Origin of the sequence: Propionicimonas sp. (assembly GCF_049840635.1) — a bacterium.
In the GTDB taxonomy this organism is placed as follows: domain Bacteria; phylum Actinomycetota; class Actinomycetes; order Propionibacteriales; family Propionibacteriaceae; genus Propionicimonas.
The window spans coordinates 40,652-56,288 of record NZ_JASGKL010000005.1; the positions used below are offsets into that span (position 1 = coordinate 40,652).

Genomic DNA, 15,637 nt, shown 5'->3' on the forward strand with positions numbered 1-15,637 from the left:
CCTACCCGGCGGTGTCGACCGCACGACGGGACCGACCGGCCGCCCGGCTAAGGTGTCCTGCGAGCCGAAAGGGGACCCACGACATGGGTTGGTTGGAAGCGATCGTGCTGGGCATCGTCCAGGGACTCACCGAGTTCCTCCCGATCTCCTCCAGCGCCCACCAGTCGATCGTCGGGCAGCTCTTCTTCGGCGGCCACGATCCGGGCGCGGCGTTCACCGCCGTCACCCAGCTCGGCACCGAGACCGCCGTCATCCTGTACTTCGCGAAGGACATCGGACGGATCATCGGCCGCTGGGCGCAGTCGCTCGTGGGCCGCGTCCCCCGCGACGACCCGGACGCCCGGATGGGCTGGCTGGTGATCATCGGCTCGATCCCGATCGGCGTCCTCGGCCTGCTCTTCGAGGACGCCATCGACACCCAGCTGCGAAACCTGTGGATCACGGTCGCCATGCTGGCCGGCTTCGGCATCGTCCTGTGGGTCGCCGACCGGGTCGCCCGGAACCGCTACGAGCTCACCCAGCTGACCTGGTGGGACGGGATCGCCCTCGGCTTCGCGCAGGCGCTCGCCCTGATCCCCGGGGTGTCCCGCTCGGGTGCGACGATCGCGGGCGGGCTGTTCCTCGGCTACAAGAGGGAGGCCGCCACCCGGTACGCGTTCCTCCTGGCCATCCCCGCGGTGTTCATCTCCGGCGTGTTCAAGCTGAAGGACATCCCCGACGACCCGACCCTCGCCTGGGGCCCGACCATCCTCGCGACCGTGCTCGCCTTCGGCATCGGCCTGGCCGTGATCCACTGGCTGCTCCGCTACGTCAGCAAGCACAGCTTCTCGATCTTCGTCTGGTACCGGCTGGCCCTGGCCGCCCTCGTGGCGGGCCTGCTGGTCGGCGGCGTCCTGCAGCCGTAGGGTCGCACGATGCAGCGCAGGTCGGTGGGGAGCAGCGGGCTGGCGGTGTCCCGCCTCGGGCTCGGCACGCTCACCTGGGGCAGGGAGACCCGGCTCGAGGACGCGCGGCCGCTGCTGCGGGCGTTCGTGGCCGCGGGCGGTTCGCTGGTCGACACCGCGGCCGCCTACGCCGCCGGTGACGCCGAGCGGATGCTCGCGCGGCTGGTGCGCGCCGGCGACGTCGACCGCGACGACCTGGTGATCGCGACCAAGGCGGGCTTCGGGATCAGGGACGGGGCGCGCGTGGTGGACACCTCGCGCGCCGCGCTGCTGTCGGACCTGCGCAGCTCGTTGCGCCGGCTGGGCACCGAGTACGTCGACCTGTGGCAGCTGCACGCCTGGGGCCAGGCGCCGCTGGAGGAGTCGCTGGCCGCGATCGACACCGCCGTGGCCGCCGGCGACGTCCGCTACGCGGGGGTCTGCAACTTCGTCGGCTGGCAGACCGCGCAGGCCGCGACCTGGCAGGCCGCGTTCCCCGGCCGCACGCCGATCACGTCCGCGCAGGTCGAGTACTCGCTGCTCGCGCGGCGGGCCGAGGTGGAGGTCTTCCCCGCCGTGCGGGCGTTCGGGATGGGCCTGTTCCCGTGGTCGCCGCTGGGACGCGGCGTCCTCACCGGCAAGTACCGGACGGGCCGTCCACGCGGGTCGAGGGGCGCGTCCGAGCACTTCTCGTGGTTCGTCGAGCCGTACCTCGAACCCCGCTCGCGCGCGGTGGTGGACGCGGTCGCGACGGCCGCCGACGGGCTCGACCTGACCCCGGCGCAGGTGGCGCTGCTGTGGGTGCGCGACGCGCCGGGCGTGACCGCCCCCCTGCTGGGTGCGCGGACGGTCGCGCAGCTCGAGCCCTACCTCGCCTGCGAGGAGCTGGAGCTGCCCGCGGAGATCGTCTCCGCCCTCGACGACGTCTCCGGTGGTCCGAACGCGGGCCGGGAGGGGTACGAACCCACCATCACGCCCTGACGGAACGACGACAGGACGCCGGGAGGAGCGGACATGGGAATGGCGGACGCCGAACGGTTCGAGCCGTCGAGCCTTGCGGACTGGCACGACTGGCTGGCCGGGCAACACGAACGAGACGGTGGCGTCTGGGTGGTGATCAGCAAGCCGAACTCGGGACGCGTCCACCTCACCTATGACGCGTTGATCCGCGAGGCCCTGTGCTGGGGCTGGATCGACGGGCAGTCGCGGCCCTTCGACGAGACCCGCTCGATGCTGTGGATGACCCACCGGCGTCCGGGCAGCCCGTGGTCGGCGTCCAACAAGGCCAGGGTCGCCGACCTGGAGCGCGAGGGACGCCTGCAGCCCGCCGGCCTGGCCGAGATCGAGAAGGCGAAGGCCAACGGCCTGTGGACGGTGTTCGACTCGGTCGAGGCCCTCGAGGAGCCCGAAGAGCTGGCCGTGGCGCTGGACGCCGATCCCGTGGCCAGGGCCACGTGGGACGCCTACCCCGCCGGGGTGCGGAAGATGGTGCTCAGCCAGATCGCGCTCGCGAAGCGTCCCGAGACGAGGGCGCGACGGATCGAGACCTATGTCGCGCGGGCGGCGCAGGGAGAGCGTCCGGTCTGACCGTGGGTCGGGACGGATGGCGTCCCTGACGGCGTCGGGCATGCTGTCGCCACCAACCGGGAAGGGGAACCGTGACCGAGGCCACTCCGCAGCTGAACCACCCGATGCGGCCGATGACCGGGCGCGAACCCGGCGAGCACCACCGCGTTGCGACGTCGCTGGAGCTGCTGCTCGACCTGGCGTTCGTCGCGGCGATCGGGATCGCGGCCGGCCAGTTCGCCCACGTCCTGGCCGAGGGGCACGTCGGGGTGGCGCTGCTCGCGTTCGGGTTCGTGATGTTCGCGATCATCTGGGCCTGGATCAACTTCAGCTGGTTCGCGTCCGCCTTCGACACCGACGACTGGTTCTACCGGCTGACCACGATGGTGCAGATGGTCGGCGTGCTCGTCCTCGCGCTGGGCCTGTCGGACGTGTTCGAGTCGCTGGATGAGGGCCACGGCCTGGAGAACCGGGTGGTGGTCGCGGGCTACGTGGTGATGCGGCTGGCGCTGGTGGTGCAGTGGACCCGCGTCGCCGTCCAGTCACCGCGGTACCGCAGGACGGCGAAGGCGTACATCGCCTACACGGCGATCGCGCAGGTCGGCTGGGTGGCCCTGGCGGTCTCGCACGCGTCCCTGCCGGTCACGCTGGCGTGCGCGTGCGTGCTGTACGTGGTCGAACTGGGTGGCCCGTTCCTCGCCGAGCGGAGGGCCGGGCGGACGCCGTGGCACCCGCACCACATCGCCGAGCGGTACGGGCTGCTGACGATCATCGCCCTCGGCGAGGGCGTGCTGGGCACGATCTCGGCCGTCCAGCCGGTGATCGCAGAGTACGGCTGGACACCGGACGCGATCGTGCTGGTGGCCGCGGGCACCGTGCTCACCTTCGGGGTGTGGTGGGTCTACTTCAACGTGCCGTTCGCGCAGATCCTGCACCGGCGGCCAGGGGCGGCGTTCCTGTTCGGCTACGGCCACCTGCCGCTGTTCGCCTCGGTCGCCGCGATGGGCGCGGGCCTCGACGTCGCCGCGTACGTCGTCGAGGGCACGGCGGAGGTCGGGACGTTCGGTGCCGTCCAGGCCGTGGCGATGCCGGTGATGGTGTTCATGGTTGTGCTGTTCGTCCTCTACGCGGTGCTCGTGCGGCAACTCGACCTGCTGCACCTGGCCCTGTTCGCCGGCGTGGTGGTGACGCTGGTGGTAGCCCTCGGCCTGGCCGCGTCCGGCGCCCCCTTCGGGGTCTGCGTCATGATCGTCGCGATCGCCCCCGCGATCGTCGTGGTCGGCTACGAACTCCTCGGCCACCGCCACGCCCGCGAGCACCTGGCCGCGCTGGGCTGAGGCCCGCAGGCCTCCGTCATCCCGCCCAACTAGCTGTCATCCCGGGCTTGACCCGGGATCTCGCCCTCCCGCGCCCGACGATCAGCCGCCCGCTAGCGCGTCCGCCCGCCCCACCACCCCGTCATCCCGGGTTCGACCCGGGATCCCGCCTTCCCTCCGCCGGTCAGCCGCCCGCCAGCGCGTCCGCGCGGTACGCGGTCGTGTGCAGCGGGTACTCGAAGCGGTCGCGGCCGGCGGTGTGGGGGTGCCGGGCCAGCAGGTCGCGGACGCCGGCGACGATCTGCGCCTGGGTGGCGGCGTCCGCCACGAGGTAGTGGCTGCGGGAGGCGACCATGGCGACGAGGTCGTCCCCGGTCATCCAGCGGACGCGATCCCAGCGCGCCCGCTCGAACGGCCCGAAGCCCGGCGCGGGCGGGACGTCCTGGCCGTCCACCATCAGCTCCGCGGGGGACGCGCCCATGATGGTGGACAGTTCCGCGACGAAGGGGTGGGTGACGTCCCTGGTGTTCCAGATCAGCCCGAGCCGGCCCCCGGGAACCAGCACGCGCGCGATCTCGGGCCCGGCGGGCGCGGGGTCGAACCAGTGCCACGCCTGGCCCACGGTCACCGCGGCCACGCTCGCGTCCGGGAGCGGGATGTCCTCCGCGGTGCCCAAGTGGGTCTCGACGCCGGTGTTGCGGGCGAGCATCTGCGCGTCCGGGTCCACAGCGACGATGTCGAAGCCGAGCCGCGTGACGGCCCTGGTCAGCTTGCCGGAGCCGGCCGCGAGGTCGAGCACGCGTCCCCGCACGCCGTCGAGCAGCCAGGCGACGTGCTCGTCGACGTACTCGGGGCGGCCCTGCTCGTAGGCGGCGACGCCGGCGCCGAACGACGTGGCCCGGGACGGGACAGTCATGCCCGGTCGAGGAAGTCGTCGAGGACGCGACAACCGAACTGGAGCGACTCGACCGGCACGCGCTCGTCCACGCCGTGGAACAGCGCGACGAAGTCGAGTTCGGGAGGCAGCCGCAGCGGCGCGAAACCGAAGCAGCGGATGCCGAGCTTCGACCATGCCTTGGCGTCGGTGCCTGCGCTCATCATGAACGGCACGGCCAGCGAGCCGGGGTCGGCGGCCTGGAGGCTGGCGGTCATGGCGGCCGCGAGGTCGCCGTCGAAGGTGGTCTCGACGGCCACGTCGCCGGTGACGACCTCGTAGCGCACCTTCTCGCCGATGAGCTCTGTGATCGTGTCGTAGAACTCCTGCTCGTGGCCGGGGATGAACCGTCCGTCGATGCCGGCGGTCGCCTGGCCGGGGATGACGTTCACCTTGTAGCCGCCGCCGAGCATGGTCGGGTTGGCGGTGTGGGACATGGTGGCACCGACCATCCGGGCGATCGAGCCGAGCCGGGCGAGGGTCTGCTCGGCGTCGTCGGTGCTGATGCGGACGCCGAGGGCGGTCTCGATCGCGTCCAGGAACTGCTGCTGGGCGGGACGGATCCGTGGCGGCCACCGGTAGCTGCCGACCCTGCTGACCGCCTCGGCGAGGTGGGTGATCGCATTGTCGTCGTTGCGCATCGAGCCGTGGCCGGCGGTGCCGTCGGCGATCAGGTTCAGCCAGGCCAGGCCCTTCTCGGCGGTCTGGATGAGGTACAGGCGCTGCTCGTTGACGGTGAGAGAGAAACCGCCGACCTCCCCGATCGCCTCCGAGCAGTCGGCGAGCAGGTCGGGGTGGTGCTCGGCCAGCCAGCCGGAGCCGCGCGGGCCGCCGGCCTCCTCGTCCGCGGTGAACACGAGCCGGATCGGACGGCGCGGTGGGCGTCCGGTCCGCTGCCGTTCGCGGACGACGGCCAGGACGATGGCGTCGAAATCCTTCATGTCGACGGCGCCGCGTCCCCAGACGTAGTCGTCGATCACCTCCCCGGCGAACGGGTCCAACTGCCAGTCCGACGCCATCGCGGGCACCACGTCGGTGTGGCCGTGGATCATCAGTGGAGGCAGGGAGGTGTCACAACCGACGGGCGCCCACTCGGCGACCAGCGAGGTGCGCCGCGCCTCGGACTCGAGCAGGGTGCTGGCGATGCCGACCTCGTCCAGCCGGGCGGCGACGTACTCGGCGGCCTCCCGCTCCCCCTTCGACCCGGACGGGCCGAAATTGGACGTGTCGAAGCGGATCAGGTCACGGCACAGGCCGACGACCTCGTCAGCGGCACGGGGAGGGGCGTCCATGCCGCCATCCTGCCACCCGTCCGCGCCGGACCGAGGCGCCGTTTCGCCAACGGGCGTGCCGATTGGCTATAGTGCTCTGGCTGTCCGGGCGATCCCCGGGCACACCCTGTCCGGGTGGCGGAATAGGTAGACGCGCTAGCTTGAGGTGCTAGTGCCCTTTATCGGGCGTGGAGGTTCAAGTCCTCTCTCGGACACCAGCGAAGGCGGCCCTGACCAGGTGAAATGGTCAGGGCCATCGTCGTGTCGGGGTGCCGTGCGGACGACGGCGCCGACGCCTGATCACCAGCCATCCGCGGACTTCGAGGGCCAGCGTTCGTCGCCGAGAGCCACCGTTCCCGCCGCGTGCCGGTCCGGACGTGAGGGTCGGAGGGCGACCGTGTGAGTTCGTCCACCGAACACGGTGCACGAACCCACACTCAAGCCGCAGGATGGCCTCCGCTCAGGCGCTGAAGTCCGCGGCCAGCCTCGCCAGCAGCCGGGCGCCGAAACCGGTCGCCCCCGCAGAGCGCCACGCGTCGTCGGCGTCGGTCGACATCGTCCCGGCGATGTCGAGGTGCGCCCACGGCGTGCCCGCCACGAACTCGTCCAGGAACAACGCGGCGGTCGTGGCCCCCGCGTGCGGCCCGCCGAGGTTGGAGAGGTCGGCGATGTCGGAGTCGAGCTGCTTGCGGTACTTGCGCTCCAGCGGCAACTGCCACACCGGCTCGTCGGTGGCCGCCGCGGCGTCGCGCACCAGGTCGACCATGCCCTGGTCGTTGCCGAGCACGGCAGCCCGCGACTTGCCGAGAGCCATCAGGGCCGCGCCGGTGAGCGTCGCGATGTCGATGATCGCGTCCACGCCCGCCTCCACCGCGAGCGAGAGGCCGTCCATCATCGCGATCCGGCCCTCGGCGTCGGTGTTCTTGATCTCGACGGTCGTGCCGTTGCGCGCGGTCAGGACGTCGCCCAGCTTGTAGGCCGAGCCGGACGGCATGTTGTCCGTGCAGCACAGCCAGCCGGACACCGCAGCGGTCGTGCCGAGGTCACGCAGTGCGGTGAACGCGCCGAGGACGGCCGCGGCACCACCCATGTCCATCTTCATCAGCAGGTGCATCGGGTCGGACGGCTTCAGGCTGATGCCGCCCGAGTCGTACATGATCCCCTTGCCGACCAGGCCGAGGTGCCCGGACGGGTCACCGCCCGGCGTGTAGGTGAGCACGACCAGTCGTGGCTCCTCCTCGCTGCCCGCGTTCACCCCCAGGATGCCGCCGCAGCCCATCTCGATCAGCTGGGCCTTGCCGTAGGACTCCACCTCGAAGCCGAATTCCGCGCCGAGCTCCGCCGCCACGTCGGCGATGTCGGTGGCGGTGAGGTGCCCGGGCGGGGTGTTCGCCAGGTCGCGCGCGATCGCCGCTGCGCGGACGGTGACCCGCGCGACGGCGACACCGGCAGCCAGCTCGGACGCGTCCGCGCCCGCCACCTTGAGCTGCAGCAGCTCCAGCGGCACCTCCTTGGGCTCCGCCTTCAGGATCGAGTAGCGGTAGCGCGCCAACAGGGCGCCCTCGGCGAGCACCTGGCCGGCGACGCGCGGCTCGACGCCGAGATCGGGCACCTCGATCCCGATCCGGCCGCCCTTCTTCGCCGTCGCCCTGGCTGCCGCGGCGGCAGCGTCCCTCAGCCGGTCGGCGTCGAAGCCGTCGACATCCCCCAGCCCGACCAGGACGATCGGGTGGCCGTCCCTGGCCACGACCAGGCTGCTGCCCGGCGAGGCGTCGAAGCCCGCCGCGGCCAGTGCGTCCGCCCCGAGTCCGACGACCGCGGTCGGGTCGCTGCCCGCCGGCACCAGCACCGCGACCGCGTCGAGGTCCGTGGCGAAGGCGTCGACGACGCTCACGTCGCAGCTGTGTCCGAGTGAAGGGACGGGGGTGAAATCGGAGGGAACGAGCTTGTGTGGGCTACTGGCCATCGGTACTCCTTCGTCGTGGCGGAACAACCCAGACACTAGCCCCGCGACGGGCACTCTGACTCCACAACGAACCACGCCGTTCGCGCGTTGGAACCACCGTCGCCAATCCCCCGAATCCGGCCCTGTCTGCGGCTAAGGTGCAGCCGTGAGTCCCGTGGCGATTGTCCTGACGATCCTCGTGCTGGCCGTCGTCGCGTTCATGTCGAACCGCATGCCGATGGGCATCGTCGCGCTCGGCGTCGCCCTGGCGCTGTGGGCGACCGGCGTCCTCACCCTGAACCAGGCGCTGGCAGGGTTCGGCGACCCGACCGTGCTGTTCATCGCTGCCCTGTTCATCGTGTCCGAGGCGCTGGACGCCACGGGAGTGACGGCGTGGGCCGGCCAGCAGGTGGTCAGCCGTGGCGGCACGAAGCGCACCCCCCTGCTCGTCGTGATCTGCCTGCTGGTCGCGTTCCTCACCGCACTGATCAGCGTGAACGGCGCGGTCGCCGCCCTGATCCCGGTCGTGGTCGTCGTCGCGATCCGGGTCGGGCTCACGCCCAGCCAACTGCTGATGCCGCTGGCGTTCTCGGCCCACGCCGGCTCGATGCTCGCCCTCACCGGCACCCCGGTGAACATCATCGTCAGCGAGGCTGCAGCGGACGCCGGCGCGCGCCCGTTCACCTTCTTCGAGTTCGGGCTGGTCGGGGTGCCGCTCGTGGTCGGCACGATCGCGATCATCGCCCTGTTCGGACGCCGGCTGCTGCCCGACCGCGCCCCGACCGCGATCCCCGCGGACGTGAGCAACCACGCCCTCACGCTCCGCGCGCAGTACGCGCTCCCTGAGGGGACCGAACTCGTCGGCGTCCGCAAGGGCTTCACCGAGGTCGTCGTCGCCCCCCGCTCCGAACTCATCGGCCTGCACCTCTTCCCCGGCATGACCACGCCCAGCGGCGACCTCGTCGTCCTCGGCCTGCAGCGAGCTGGCGAGGACCTGACCGGCCCAGACGCGCGCCTCCAGGCTGGCGACACCCTCCTGCTGCGCGGGACGTGGGAGCACCTCCAGGAGCACACCGCCGGCCCCGAGGTGCTGGTCGTGGACGACCCGGCCACCCTGCGCAGGGCGGTCCCGCTCGGCGTCGGCGCCAAGCGCGCGATGGGCATCCTCGCCGCGATGGTCGTGCTGCTGGCGACCGGGGTCGTCCCGCCGGCCGTCGCGGGCCTGCTCGCGGCCGCGGCCGTCGTCCTCTCCGGCGTCCTGACCCCCACCCAGACCTACCGGTCGGTGTCCTGGACGACGGTGGTCCTCGTCGGCGGCATGATCCCGCTCTCGACGGCCTTCATCAGCACCGGGACGGCGGACCTGATCGCGAAGGGGCTGCTGGACGTCATCGGCGCTTCCTCGCCCACGCTGGCCCTGGCCGCGATGTGCGTGCTGACGATGGTGCTCGGACAGCTGATCTCGAACACGGCGACGGTGCTGATCATGGCCCCCATCGCCACCGTGCTCGCCGCAGACCTGCACACCTCCGTGCTGCCGTTCATGATGGCGCTCACCGTCGCCGGCGCCGCGTCCTTCCTCACCCCGGTCGCGACCGCTGCCAACACGATGGTGATGGAGCCGGGCGGCTACCGGTTCACCGACTACTGGAAGCTCGGCCTGCCGCTGCTCCTGCTGTTCCTCGCGGTCGCGGTGTTCTGGGTGCCGGTGGTCTGGCCGTTCTAGCAAGTCAAAGCACTCACAAGGGGGAAACGATGAATCCGGTGCTGGCGTTCGTGGTCGTCATGCTGGTCTGGACGATCAGCGACTGGGTGGCGAAGAAGACGGCGTCGCTGCTCTCCAGCCTGTTCGTGGCCTCGATCATCTTCCTGATCGGGTTCATGACCGGCCTGTTCCCGCCGGACCTGCTCACCGCGTCCTCGCTGCTCGGCCTGGCCGGCGTCGTGGTCGGCTTCATCATCGTCCACCTCGGCACCGTGATCAGCCTCGACGACTTCAAGAAGCAGTGGAAGACCCTCCTGATCGGCATCGCGACGGTGGTGGGGATCGGCGTGCTGCTGGTCGTCGCCACGCTGATCTTCGGCACCGGGATGCCGAGGATTGACGACTACGGTCAGCTGCTCGCCACCGGGCGCGACTTCATGATCTCCGGCATCGGCGCCCTGTCCGGCGGGACCATCTCCGTACTGATGGTCCAGGAAGCGGCGCTGGGCCACGGACTCACCACCGTGGCGGCGTTCCCCGTCCTGATCGCGGCGCTGCAGGGCCTGATCGGGTTCCCGTTGACCTCGATCATCCTGCGCTCGGAGGCCGCGCGGCTGAAGGACGAGTACCGGGCCGGTCGCCTGGAGGCGCCGGTCGTCGAGGAAGCCGGCCAGGCGTCCCAGGGCATCCTCCCCGACTTCCTGCGCACCACCCCGGGGACGCTGTTCTGCGTGGGCATCGTCGTGCTGGTCAGCATCGGCGTGAACAACCTCACCCAGGGCACGCTGAACACCTTCGTGGTGGCGCTCATCCTTGGCATCACGCTGCGGGCGACCGGCGTGTTCAAGCCGTCCGTGCTGTCCGGAATCGACGCGTACGGACTGATGATGCTGGCCATCCTGATCATGGTGTTCGGCCCGCTGGCCACGCTGCGTCCCGCCGACCTGCTCGCGCTGGCCTGGCCGCTGCTGCTGGTGTTCGTGTTCGGCCTGATCGGGATCGCGCTCTTCTCGGCAGGCGTGGGCAAACTGCTCGGCTACTCGGTGCCCATGTCGATCGCCATCGGGTTGACCTCCCTGTACGGGTTCCCGGGCACGATGATCCTCTCCCAGGAGGCGGCCAAGGGCGCGGGCGAGACCCCGGAGGAGGTCGCGGCGATCGAGGGCTCGATTCTGCCCAAGATGGTGGTCGCGGGCTTCTCCACCGTGACGATCACCTCCGTGGTGGTCACCGGCATCATCGCCTCCGGCATCGGCCGCTGAGCCCACCGCCGTGGCTACTCCTCGCCCCGTCCGCGCCGCGGCAGGCTGCCTGGCACTCCTGCTCCTCGTAGCCGGCTGCACGGGCAGCCCTGCGCCCGGCCCGACGACAGCGTCCGTGACCACCCCGACACCCGTCACCGCGGCCGACCCCCTGCCGCTCTCCCAGCTGGCGGCGTTCAGCGGGGTCGCCTCGCTCAACGCCGGCTCCAACTGCACGGGCACGCTGATCGACACCGGGGTGCGGACGGGGCCGGCCTACGTGCTCACGAACGGCCACTGCGTCGGCGACGTCGGCCGCTCCCCGCAGGCGACCACGCTGGGCATCGACTGGTTCGGGACGGCCGAGTTCCTCGCCGCGCAGGGCAACCAGGACGCGACGGTGAGCGTCGACGTCGTCGGCCTCGAGTACTCCACGATGCGGCACACCGACGCCGCGATCGTCCGGCTGGAGCCCACCCTCGGCGCGCTCGAGGACCTCGGCATCAAGCCGGTCCGGATCATCGACGCCGAGCCCGCCGAGGGGGCCGCCGTGGTGAACGTCGGCGTCCCCGTGCAGGACCTCGACCACGACCAGTGGGTGCTACGCCGCGGCGACTGCACGCTCGGCGCGCAGCACACGTTGATCGAGTCGCTGTGGCTGTGGTTCGGCGCGTGGTCGAACGACTGCCCCGGGATCATCCAGGGTTCGTCCGGGTCGCCGCTGTTCACCGTCGGCGCGGACGGGGCCCCGACCGCGATCGTCGCCATGATCAACACGACGACGGGCGGCTCGACCGCGGCCAACGGGGGCGCCTGCGCGATCAACCACCCGTGCGAGGTCACGGCCGACGGCGCGACGATGGTCGAACACACCAGCTACGCGCAGAGCGTGGCCGGCATCGGGAAGTGCTTCGACGCTACAGGCGTGTTCGCCCTCGGCGCGGGTTGCCCACTGCCGACGTCGAGCGTGTGGGCGGAGTCCGGCGGAGGCTCCTTCCGCGGGGGCGACCAGCCGAACTCGGCAGGCGGCCTGCCGGCCGCGAGCCTGGTCGGTCGCGCGGCCGGAACGGTCCGCACCGCCCTCGCCCCGCTCGGTGACGGGACCGCCTGCCAGCAGTCCGCGACCTACACCGGCGCGGCGTCCGCGGCCCTCCCGAAGGCCGGTGAGGACTGGGAACAGGTCGGCGTCAGCGTGCCGGTCGACCTCCCCGAGGAGGAGGGACGCTACGTCCTCTGCGCGGTGGCCGGCACCGATTACGCCGGCGCGGCCTCGGTGCAGTTCGACGTCGACCGCACCCCGCCCCTCTTCGCCGCCAACGCCGACGTCGAGGACGTCGGCGGCGGCACGGTCATCGTCCGCCCGCACCTGATCCCGCCCGAGATCACCACGGTCCGCTTCACCTGGGGGGCGAAGGGAACCGTCGACTGCTCCGACACCAGCGCGTACCAGGACTTCTTCATCGTGCCGCTGACGCTCGAGTCGTCCGACCTCCCCGCCACCTACTGCATCTACGGCCTGGACGCGGCGGGCAACGCGGGTGCGCCGACGACGATCGAGGTGCCCAGGCCGTAGCAGGTGGCGCCGCCGAGTGAGGCCCGACGGAAGTCGGCGGCTCAGCTGTGGAACTGCTCCCAGTGTCCCTCGGAAACGACCGTGACCGTGCCGTCGACCACGCTGATGGCCGACTGGTCGTCCAGCGCGTATGCCGGCCCGGGGATGTGGGTCGCCCACTGGCGCGCGCTCGCGAGGCTGTTGTCGGGCCAGTCGGGGTAGTCCAGGTGGGGGAAGATCGAGAAGTCGACCAGCCCGAGGACCTCGTCGCCGCGCGACGGGTCCCAGCCGACGAACTCCTCGCCGATCCGTGGCGTCATCACCATGCTGCCGGCGCTCACCCCGACCCAGACCGTGGGTGCGCGACGCGGACGTCCTGCTGGTGGACGGCGGGGAGGCGGTCCCATCCTCCGTCGCAGGTTGCCGGAATGGCATCGCGACGCCCCACGCACCCGACCCGGACCACCGCCGGTCCAGACCTGTCGTCCGGCGCCCCCGTCCAGTAGCTTGCACCCAGAGGCGAAAGGAAGCGATGGCTGGTCAGGATCCCCACCCGGCGAGAGCGGGGGCGATCGTCCGGCTGTCCGTACTCGGCGCGGTGGTGGGTCTGGCAGCAGGAGCCGGCGCCGCCGCCTTCGTCTGGGTGGAGCACGCCCTCACCCACGTCCTGTGGCACGAGCTGCCCGCGGCGCTCGGTCTCGGCGAGGCGCCGTGGTGGCTCGTCCTCGGACTCCCCGTCCTGGGTGGCCTGCTCACGTGGGCTGCGGTTCGGTTACCCGGGCACGGCGGGCACTCGCCGCTGGACGGCCTGGCGCTCGACATCCTGCCCGCCCAACTCGCTTCCGTGCTGCTCGCCGCCCTCGCCGGCCTCGCTTTCGGCGCCGTGTTGGGTCCGGAGGCGCCCTTGGTCGCCCTCGGCACCGCTGTCGGTGCCGGCCTGGTCCGACGCCCCGGAGACCCGGCGCGCCAGGTCATGATGGTGGTCGGCGCGATGGCGGCCATCGGCGCCGTGATGGGGAGCCCGCTGGTGACCATGGTGCTCCTGCTCGAACTCGGGCTGACCGCCGGGACGCAGGTCACCCGTCCGGCCGTCCTGCTGCCGTCGCTGGCCGGGCTGGGCAGCGGCTACCTCCTCCAGGTCGGCGTCGCGCAGTGGTCGGGCCTCGGCGAGGTCGGGCTGAGGCTGCCCGGGCTCAGCGCCTATCCCGACGTGACCCTCGTCGACCTGGCCACCGCGGTACCCCTCGCCATCGTGGTCGGAGGGCTCGCCCTGGTGGCTCGTCTCGCCGCCGTCCGGATCGACCGTACCGCCCGACGCTTCCCGATCCCCTCGCTCCTGGCCGCCGGGGCTGCCGTCGGTCTGGCAGCCCTCGCCGCCACGGCCCTGACCGGCGCGGCACCCGACCTGGTGCTGTTCGCAGGTCAGGCGTCGATGACCAGCTACCTCGCCCTCGGGTCGGCGGGTGCGGCCGTCGTAATCCTCCTGGCCAAGCTCGTCGCCTACATCGCCTGCCTCGGCGGTGGTTTCCGTGGTGGCCCCCTGTTCCCCGCGATCTCGATCGGCGCACTGGTGGCGGGGGCGGCCGCCCTGCTGGTGCCCGGTTCGGCTGTCGCGGCGCTCGCCGCCGTGGCCATCGCCGCGGCGACCGGCGCGGCGATGCGGCAGCCGTTCACCGCCGTGCTGCTCGGAGCGCTGCTCACCGGGTCCGCCGGGTCGGCGACCGCTGTCCTCGCGATCGTCGGTGCGGTCGTCGGAACCCTCCTCCGGATCGCGGCCGACTCTCGCCTGCCCGCCCTGGCCGCCCCGTCGGGCGGCCGGCACTGACCGCACGGGAACTGCGGGCCGGCGGCGGTCGCTGTCGGTCCTCGCGCTCCCGTCGGCCTTCCCAGCATGCGAGACCCCCGCTCCACGGCCGGGCCCGGACGGCCCTAGGCTGTGCGCCATGAGTCCGGACCAGGCGCGCGTCGTCGCTGTCGCCATGCTCCGGGGTTGTTGTTGTCGAATGTCGCACTGACGTCCAACCCAACCCACTCGCTGCCTGCGCGCCCTGTCGCGCCGGCGGCACCACCCGAGGACTCTCCATCATGGCCACCACTGCATCCACCCTCCGCACCCGTCGCACGCCGTCGCTGCACCTCGTCCCCGAGGGCGGCGTCCTGCTCTTCCCCGGTGTCCCGCAGGGGCTGCCCGCACCCGTCCAGCTGGGCCCGATGATGACCCCACCCGGCCGCGAGGCACTGTTCGGACGTTGACACGCCGCAGCGCCGATTCCCGATCGCGCGCAGCACAGGGGTACAGTCCAATCCCGCTGTCTGTTGCTGGTTCCCCTACACGGCAGCACGGGAGTGTCACATGTTCGGCGAGTCGATCCGCGCCACCAGGGAACTGGCCCTCATCAATTTCCAGAACTGGCAGCGCACCTACGGCATGGCCCAGGTCGCGCTCACCAAGCGGTACAGCGGCTCGGCCCTGGGCGTGACCTGGGCGGTGCTGCGGCCGGCCATCTACATCACCGCCTACTGGTTCGCGGTGTCGATCGGACTGCGCGGCAGCGCGAGCAGCGCGGTCGGCGCCCCGTACATCCTCTGGCTGATCCCGGGGAACCTCGCCTGGTTCTTCATGTCGGAGTGCCTGCGTGAGGCCGGCGACTCGATCCGCCGGAACTCCCAGTTCGTCACAAAGATGAGCTACCCCGTCGCCACCCTGCCGGTCTCGGAGGTGCTCTCGCACTTCCTCGTGCACCTGGTGATGATCTGCCTGAACATCATCCTCCTGCTGGTCAGCGGCTACGGCCTGACGTTCACGGCGTTCCAGCTGCCCTACTACATGCTGTGCGGGCTCGTCCTCAGCCTCGTGGTCTCGACCCTGTTCTCCGCGGTGATCGCGATCAGCGCCGACATCGGGCACCTGATCAAGTCCGGCCTGCAGCTGCTGTTCTGGGTGACCCCCGTGCTGTGGTCGGCCACCAAGATCGGCCTGCCGTTCCGCTACATCATCCTCGCGAACCCCCTCGCCTACGTGATCCAGGGCTACCGGGACTCCCTCGTCCTGCACAACTGGGTCACGTCCTCCCTTCCCTACACCGCCTACTTCTGGGGCCTGATGGCTGTGCTGACGCTGCTGAGCAGCTTCGTCTTCACCCGTCTGGCCCCCGAGTTCGCCGACGTCCTGTAGAGGTGACGC

14 protein-coding genes and 1 tRNA gene are annotated in these 15,637 nt (G+C 71.4%); 11 read left to right on the forward strand and 4 right to left on the reverse strand.

Features of this window, described 5'->3' with window-relative positions; all coding sequences use genetic code 11:
- Positions 1–83: 83 nt before the first annotated feature.
- From QM779_RS06130 to QM779_RS06145, 4 genes are all read left to right on the forward strand, one after another.
- Positions 84–905, forward strand: coding sequence for an undecaprenyl-diphosphate phosphatase (locus QM779_RS06130; RefSeq protein ID WP_428533201.1), 822 nt, complete (start codon positions 84–86; stop codon positions 903–905).
- Between the two features lie 9 nt (positions 906–914).
- Positions 915–1,904: an aldo/keto reductase gene (locus tag QM779_RS06135; RefSeq protein WP_428533204.1), complete on the forward strand. Its 990-nt coding sequence runs from the start codon at positions 915–917 to the stop codon at positions 1,902–1,904.
- 33 nt (positions 1,905–1,937) lie between these two features.
- Positions 1,938–2,510 (forward strand): YdeI/OmpD-associated family protein, encoded by a 573-nt coding sequence (locus QM779_RS06140; protein ID WP_428533207.1) that lies wholly within the window; start codon positions 1,938–1,940, stop codon positions 2,508–2,510.
- Positions 2,511–2,581: 71 nt separating this feature from the next.
- Positions 2,582–3,826, forward strand: a complete 1,245-nt coding sequence (locus QM779_RS06145; protein ID WP_428533210.1) for a low temperature requirement protein A — start codon at positions 2,582–2,584, stop codon at positions 3,824–3,826.
- 163 nt (positions 3,827–3,989) lie between these two features.
- On the opposite strand, the gene QM779_RS06150 is transcribed toward QM779_RS06145, so the two are convergent.
- Both QM779_RS06150 and QM779_RS06155 read right to left on the reverse strand, forming a co-directional pair.
- On the reverse strand, positions 3,990–4,721 hold the full coding sequence (locus tag QM779_RS06150; protein ID WP_428533213.1) for a class I SAM-dependent methyltransferase: 732 nt from the start codon (positions 4,719–4,721) through the stop codon (positions 3,990–3,992).
- Positions 4,718–6,031 carry a M20/M25/M40 family metallo-hydrolase gene (locus QM779_RS06155; RefSeq protein ID WP_428533216.1) on the reverse strand — a complete coding sequence of 438 codons (1,314 nt, stop codon included), beginning with the start codon at positions 6,029–6,031 and terminating at the stop codon, positions 4,718–4,720. The genes QM779_RS06150 and QM779_RS06155 overlap by 4 nt, the downstream gene beginning before the upstream one ends.
- 108 nt (positions 6,032–6,139) lie before the next feature.
- On the opposite strand from QM779_RS06155, the gene QM779_RS06160 reads away from it, so the two are divergent.
- Positions 6,140–6,228 (forward strand) — tRNA-Leu (locus QM779_RS06160).
- Between the two features lie 242 nt (positions 6,229–6,470).
- Here the strand turns inward: QM779_RS06160 and QM779_RS06165 are convergent.
- The gene (locus QM779_RS06165; protein ID WP_428533219.1) at positions 6,471–7,904 is read right to left on the reverse strand and encodes a leucyl aminopeptidase family protein; all 1,434 of its coding nucleotides are present in this window, start codon (positions 7,902–7,904) and stop codon (positions 6,471–6,473) included.
- Between the two features lie 217 nt (positions 7,905–8,121).
- Here QM779_RS06165 and QM779_RS06170 point away from each other — a divergent pair, with 217 nt between their 5' ends.
- The 3 genes from QM779_RS06170 to QM779_RS06180 are packed head-to-tail and all read left to right on the forward strand — an operon-like array spanning position 8,122 to position 12,474.
- Positions 8,122–9,681, forward strand: coding sequence for an SLC13 family permease (locus QM779_RS06170; protein ID WP_428533222.1), 1,560 nt, complete (start codon positions 8,122–8,124; stop codon positions 9,679–9,681).
- Positions 9,682–9,710: 29 nt separating this feature from the next.
- Entirely contained in the window at positions 9,711–10,922 is a 1,212-nt protein-coding gene (locus tag QM779_RS06175; RefSeq protein WP_428533225.1) for a hypothetical protein, read from the forward strand.
- Positions 10,923–10,932: 10 nt separating this feature from the next.
- The gene (locus QM779_RS06180) at positions 10,933–12,474 is read left to right on the forward strand and encodes a trypsin-like peptidase domain-containing protein (protein WP_428533228.1); all 1,542 of its coding nucleotides are present in this window, start codon (positions 10,933–10,935) and stop codon (positions 12,472–12,474) included.
- A gap of 41 nt (positions 12,475–12,515) precedes the next feature.
- Here the strand turns inward: QM779_RS06180 and QM779_RS06185 are convergent, their stop codons facing one another.
- Positions 12,516–12,794 (reverse strand): Type 1 glutamine amidotransferase-like domain-containing protein, encoded by a 279-nt coding sequence (locus QM779_RS06185; protein WP_428533231.1) that lies wholly within the window; start codon positions 12,792–12,794, stop codon positions 12,516–12,518.
- 191 nt (positions 12,795–12,985) lie between these two features.
- Between QM779_RS06185 and QM779_RS06190 the strand changes: the two genes are divergently transcribed.
- The 3 genes from QM779_RS06190 to QM779_RS06200 all read left to right on the forward strand — a co-directional run bounded on the left by QM779_RS06190 (position 12,986) and on the right by QM779_RS06200 (position 15,628).
- On the forward strand, positions 12,986–14,278 hold the full coding sequence (locus QM779_RS06190; protein WP_428533234.1) for a chloride channel protein: 1,293 nt from the start codon (positions 12,986–12,988) through the stop codon (positions 14,276–14,278).
- A 260-nt stretch (positions 14,279–14,538) separates the two neighbouring features.
- Entirely contained in the window at positions 14,539–14,706 is a 168-nt protein-coding gene (locus QM779_RS06195) for a hypothetical protein (RefSeq protein ID WP_428533237.1), read from the forward strand.
- A 100-nt stretch (positions 14,707–14,806) separates the two neighbouring features.
- The gene (locus QM779_RS06200) at positions 14,807–15,628 is read left to right on the forward strand and encodes an ABC transporter permease (RefSeq protein ID WP_428533240.1); all 822 of its coding nucleotides are present in this window, start codon (positions 14,807–14,809) and stop codon (positions 15,626–15,628) included.
- Positions 15,629–15,637: the final 9 nt, after the last annotated feature.

Excerpts from the sequence above, each read along its gene's own strand:
- QM779_RS06130 (WP_428533201.1), top strand. The coding sequence starts at position 84 with ATGGGTTGGTTGGAAGCGATCGTGCTGGGCATCGTCCAGGGACTCACC.
- QM779_RS06135 (WP_428533204.1), top strand. The coding sequence starts at position 915 with ATGCAGCGCAGGTCGGTGGGGAGCAGCGGGCTGGCGGTGTCCCGCCTC.
- QM779_RS06140 (WP_428533207.1), top strand. The coding sequence starts at position 1,938 with ATGGGAATGGCGGACGCCGAACGGTTCGAGCCGTCGAGCCTTGCGGAC.
- QM779_RS06150 (WP_428533213.1), bottom strand. The coding sequence starts at position 4,721 with ATGACTGTCCCGTCCCGGGCCACGTCGTTCGGCGCCGGCGTCGCCGCC.
- QM779_RS06155 (WP_428533216.1), bottom strand. The coding sequence starts at position 6,031 with ATGGACGCCCCTCCCCGTGCCGCTGACGAGGTCGTCGGCCTGTGCCGT.
- QM779_RS06175 (WP_428533225.1), top strand. The coding sequence starts at position 9,711 with ATGAATCCGGTGCTGGCGTTCGTGGTCGTCATGCTGGTCTGGACGATC.
- QM779_RS06190 (WP_428533234.1), top strand. The coding sequence starts at position 12,986 with ATGGCTGGTCAGGATCCCCACCCGGCGAGAGCGGGGGCGATCGTCCGG.
- QM779_RS06195 (WP_428533237.1), top strand. The coding sequence starts at position 14,539 with ATGGCCACCACTGCATCCACCCTCCGCACCCGTCGCACGCCGTCGCTG.
- QM779_RS06200 (WP_428533240.1), top strand. The coding sequence starts at position 14,807 with ATGTTCGGCGAGTCGATCCGCGCCACCAGGGAACTGGCCCTCATCAAT.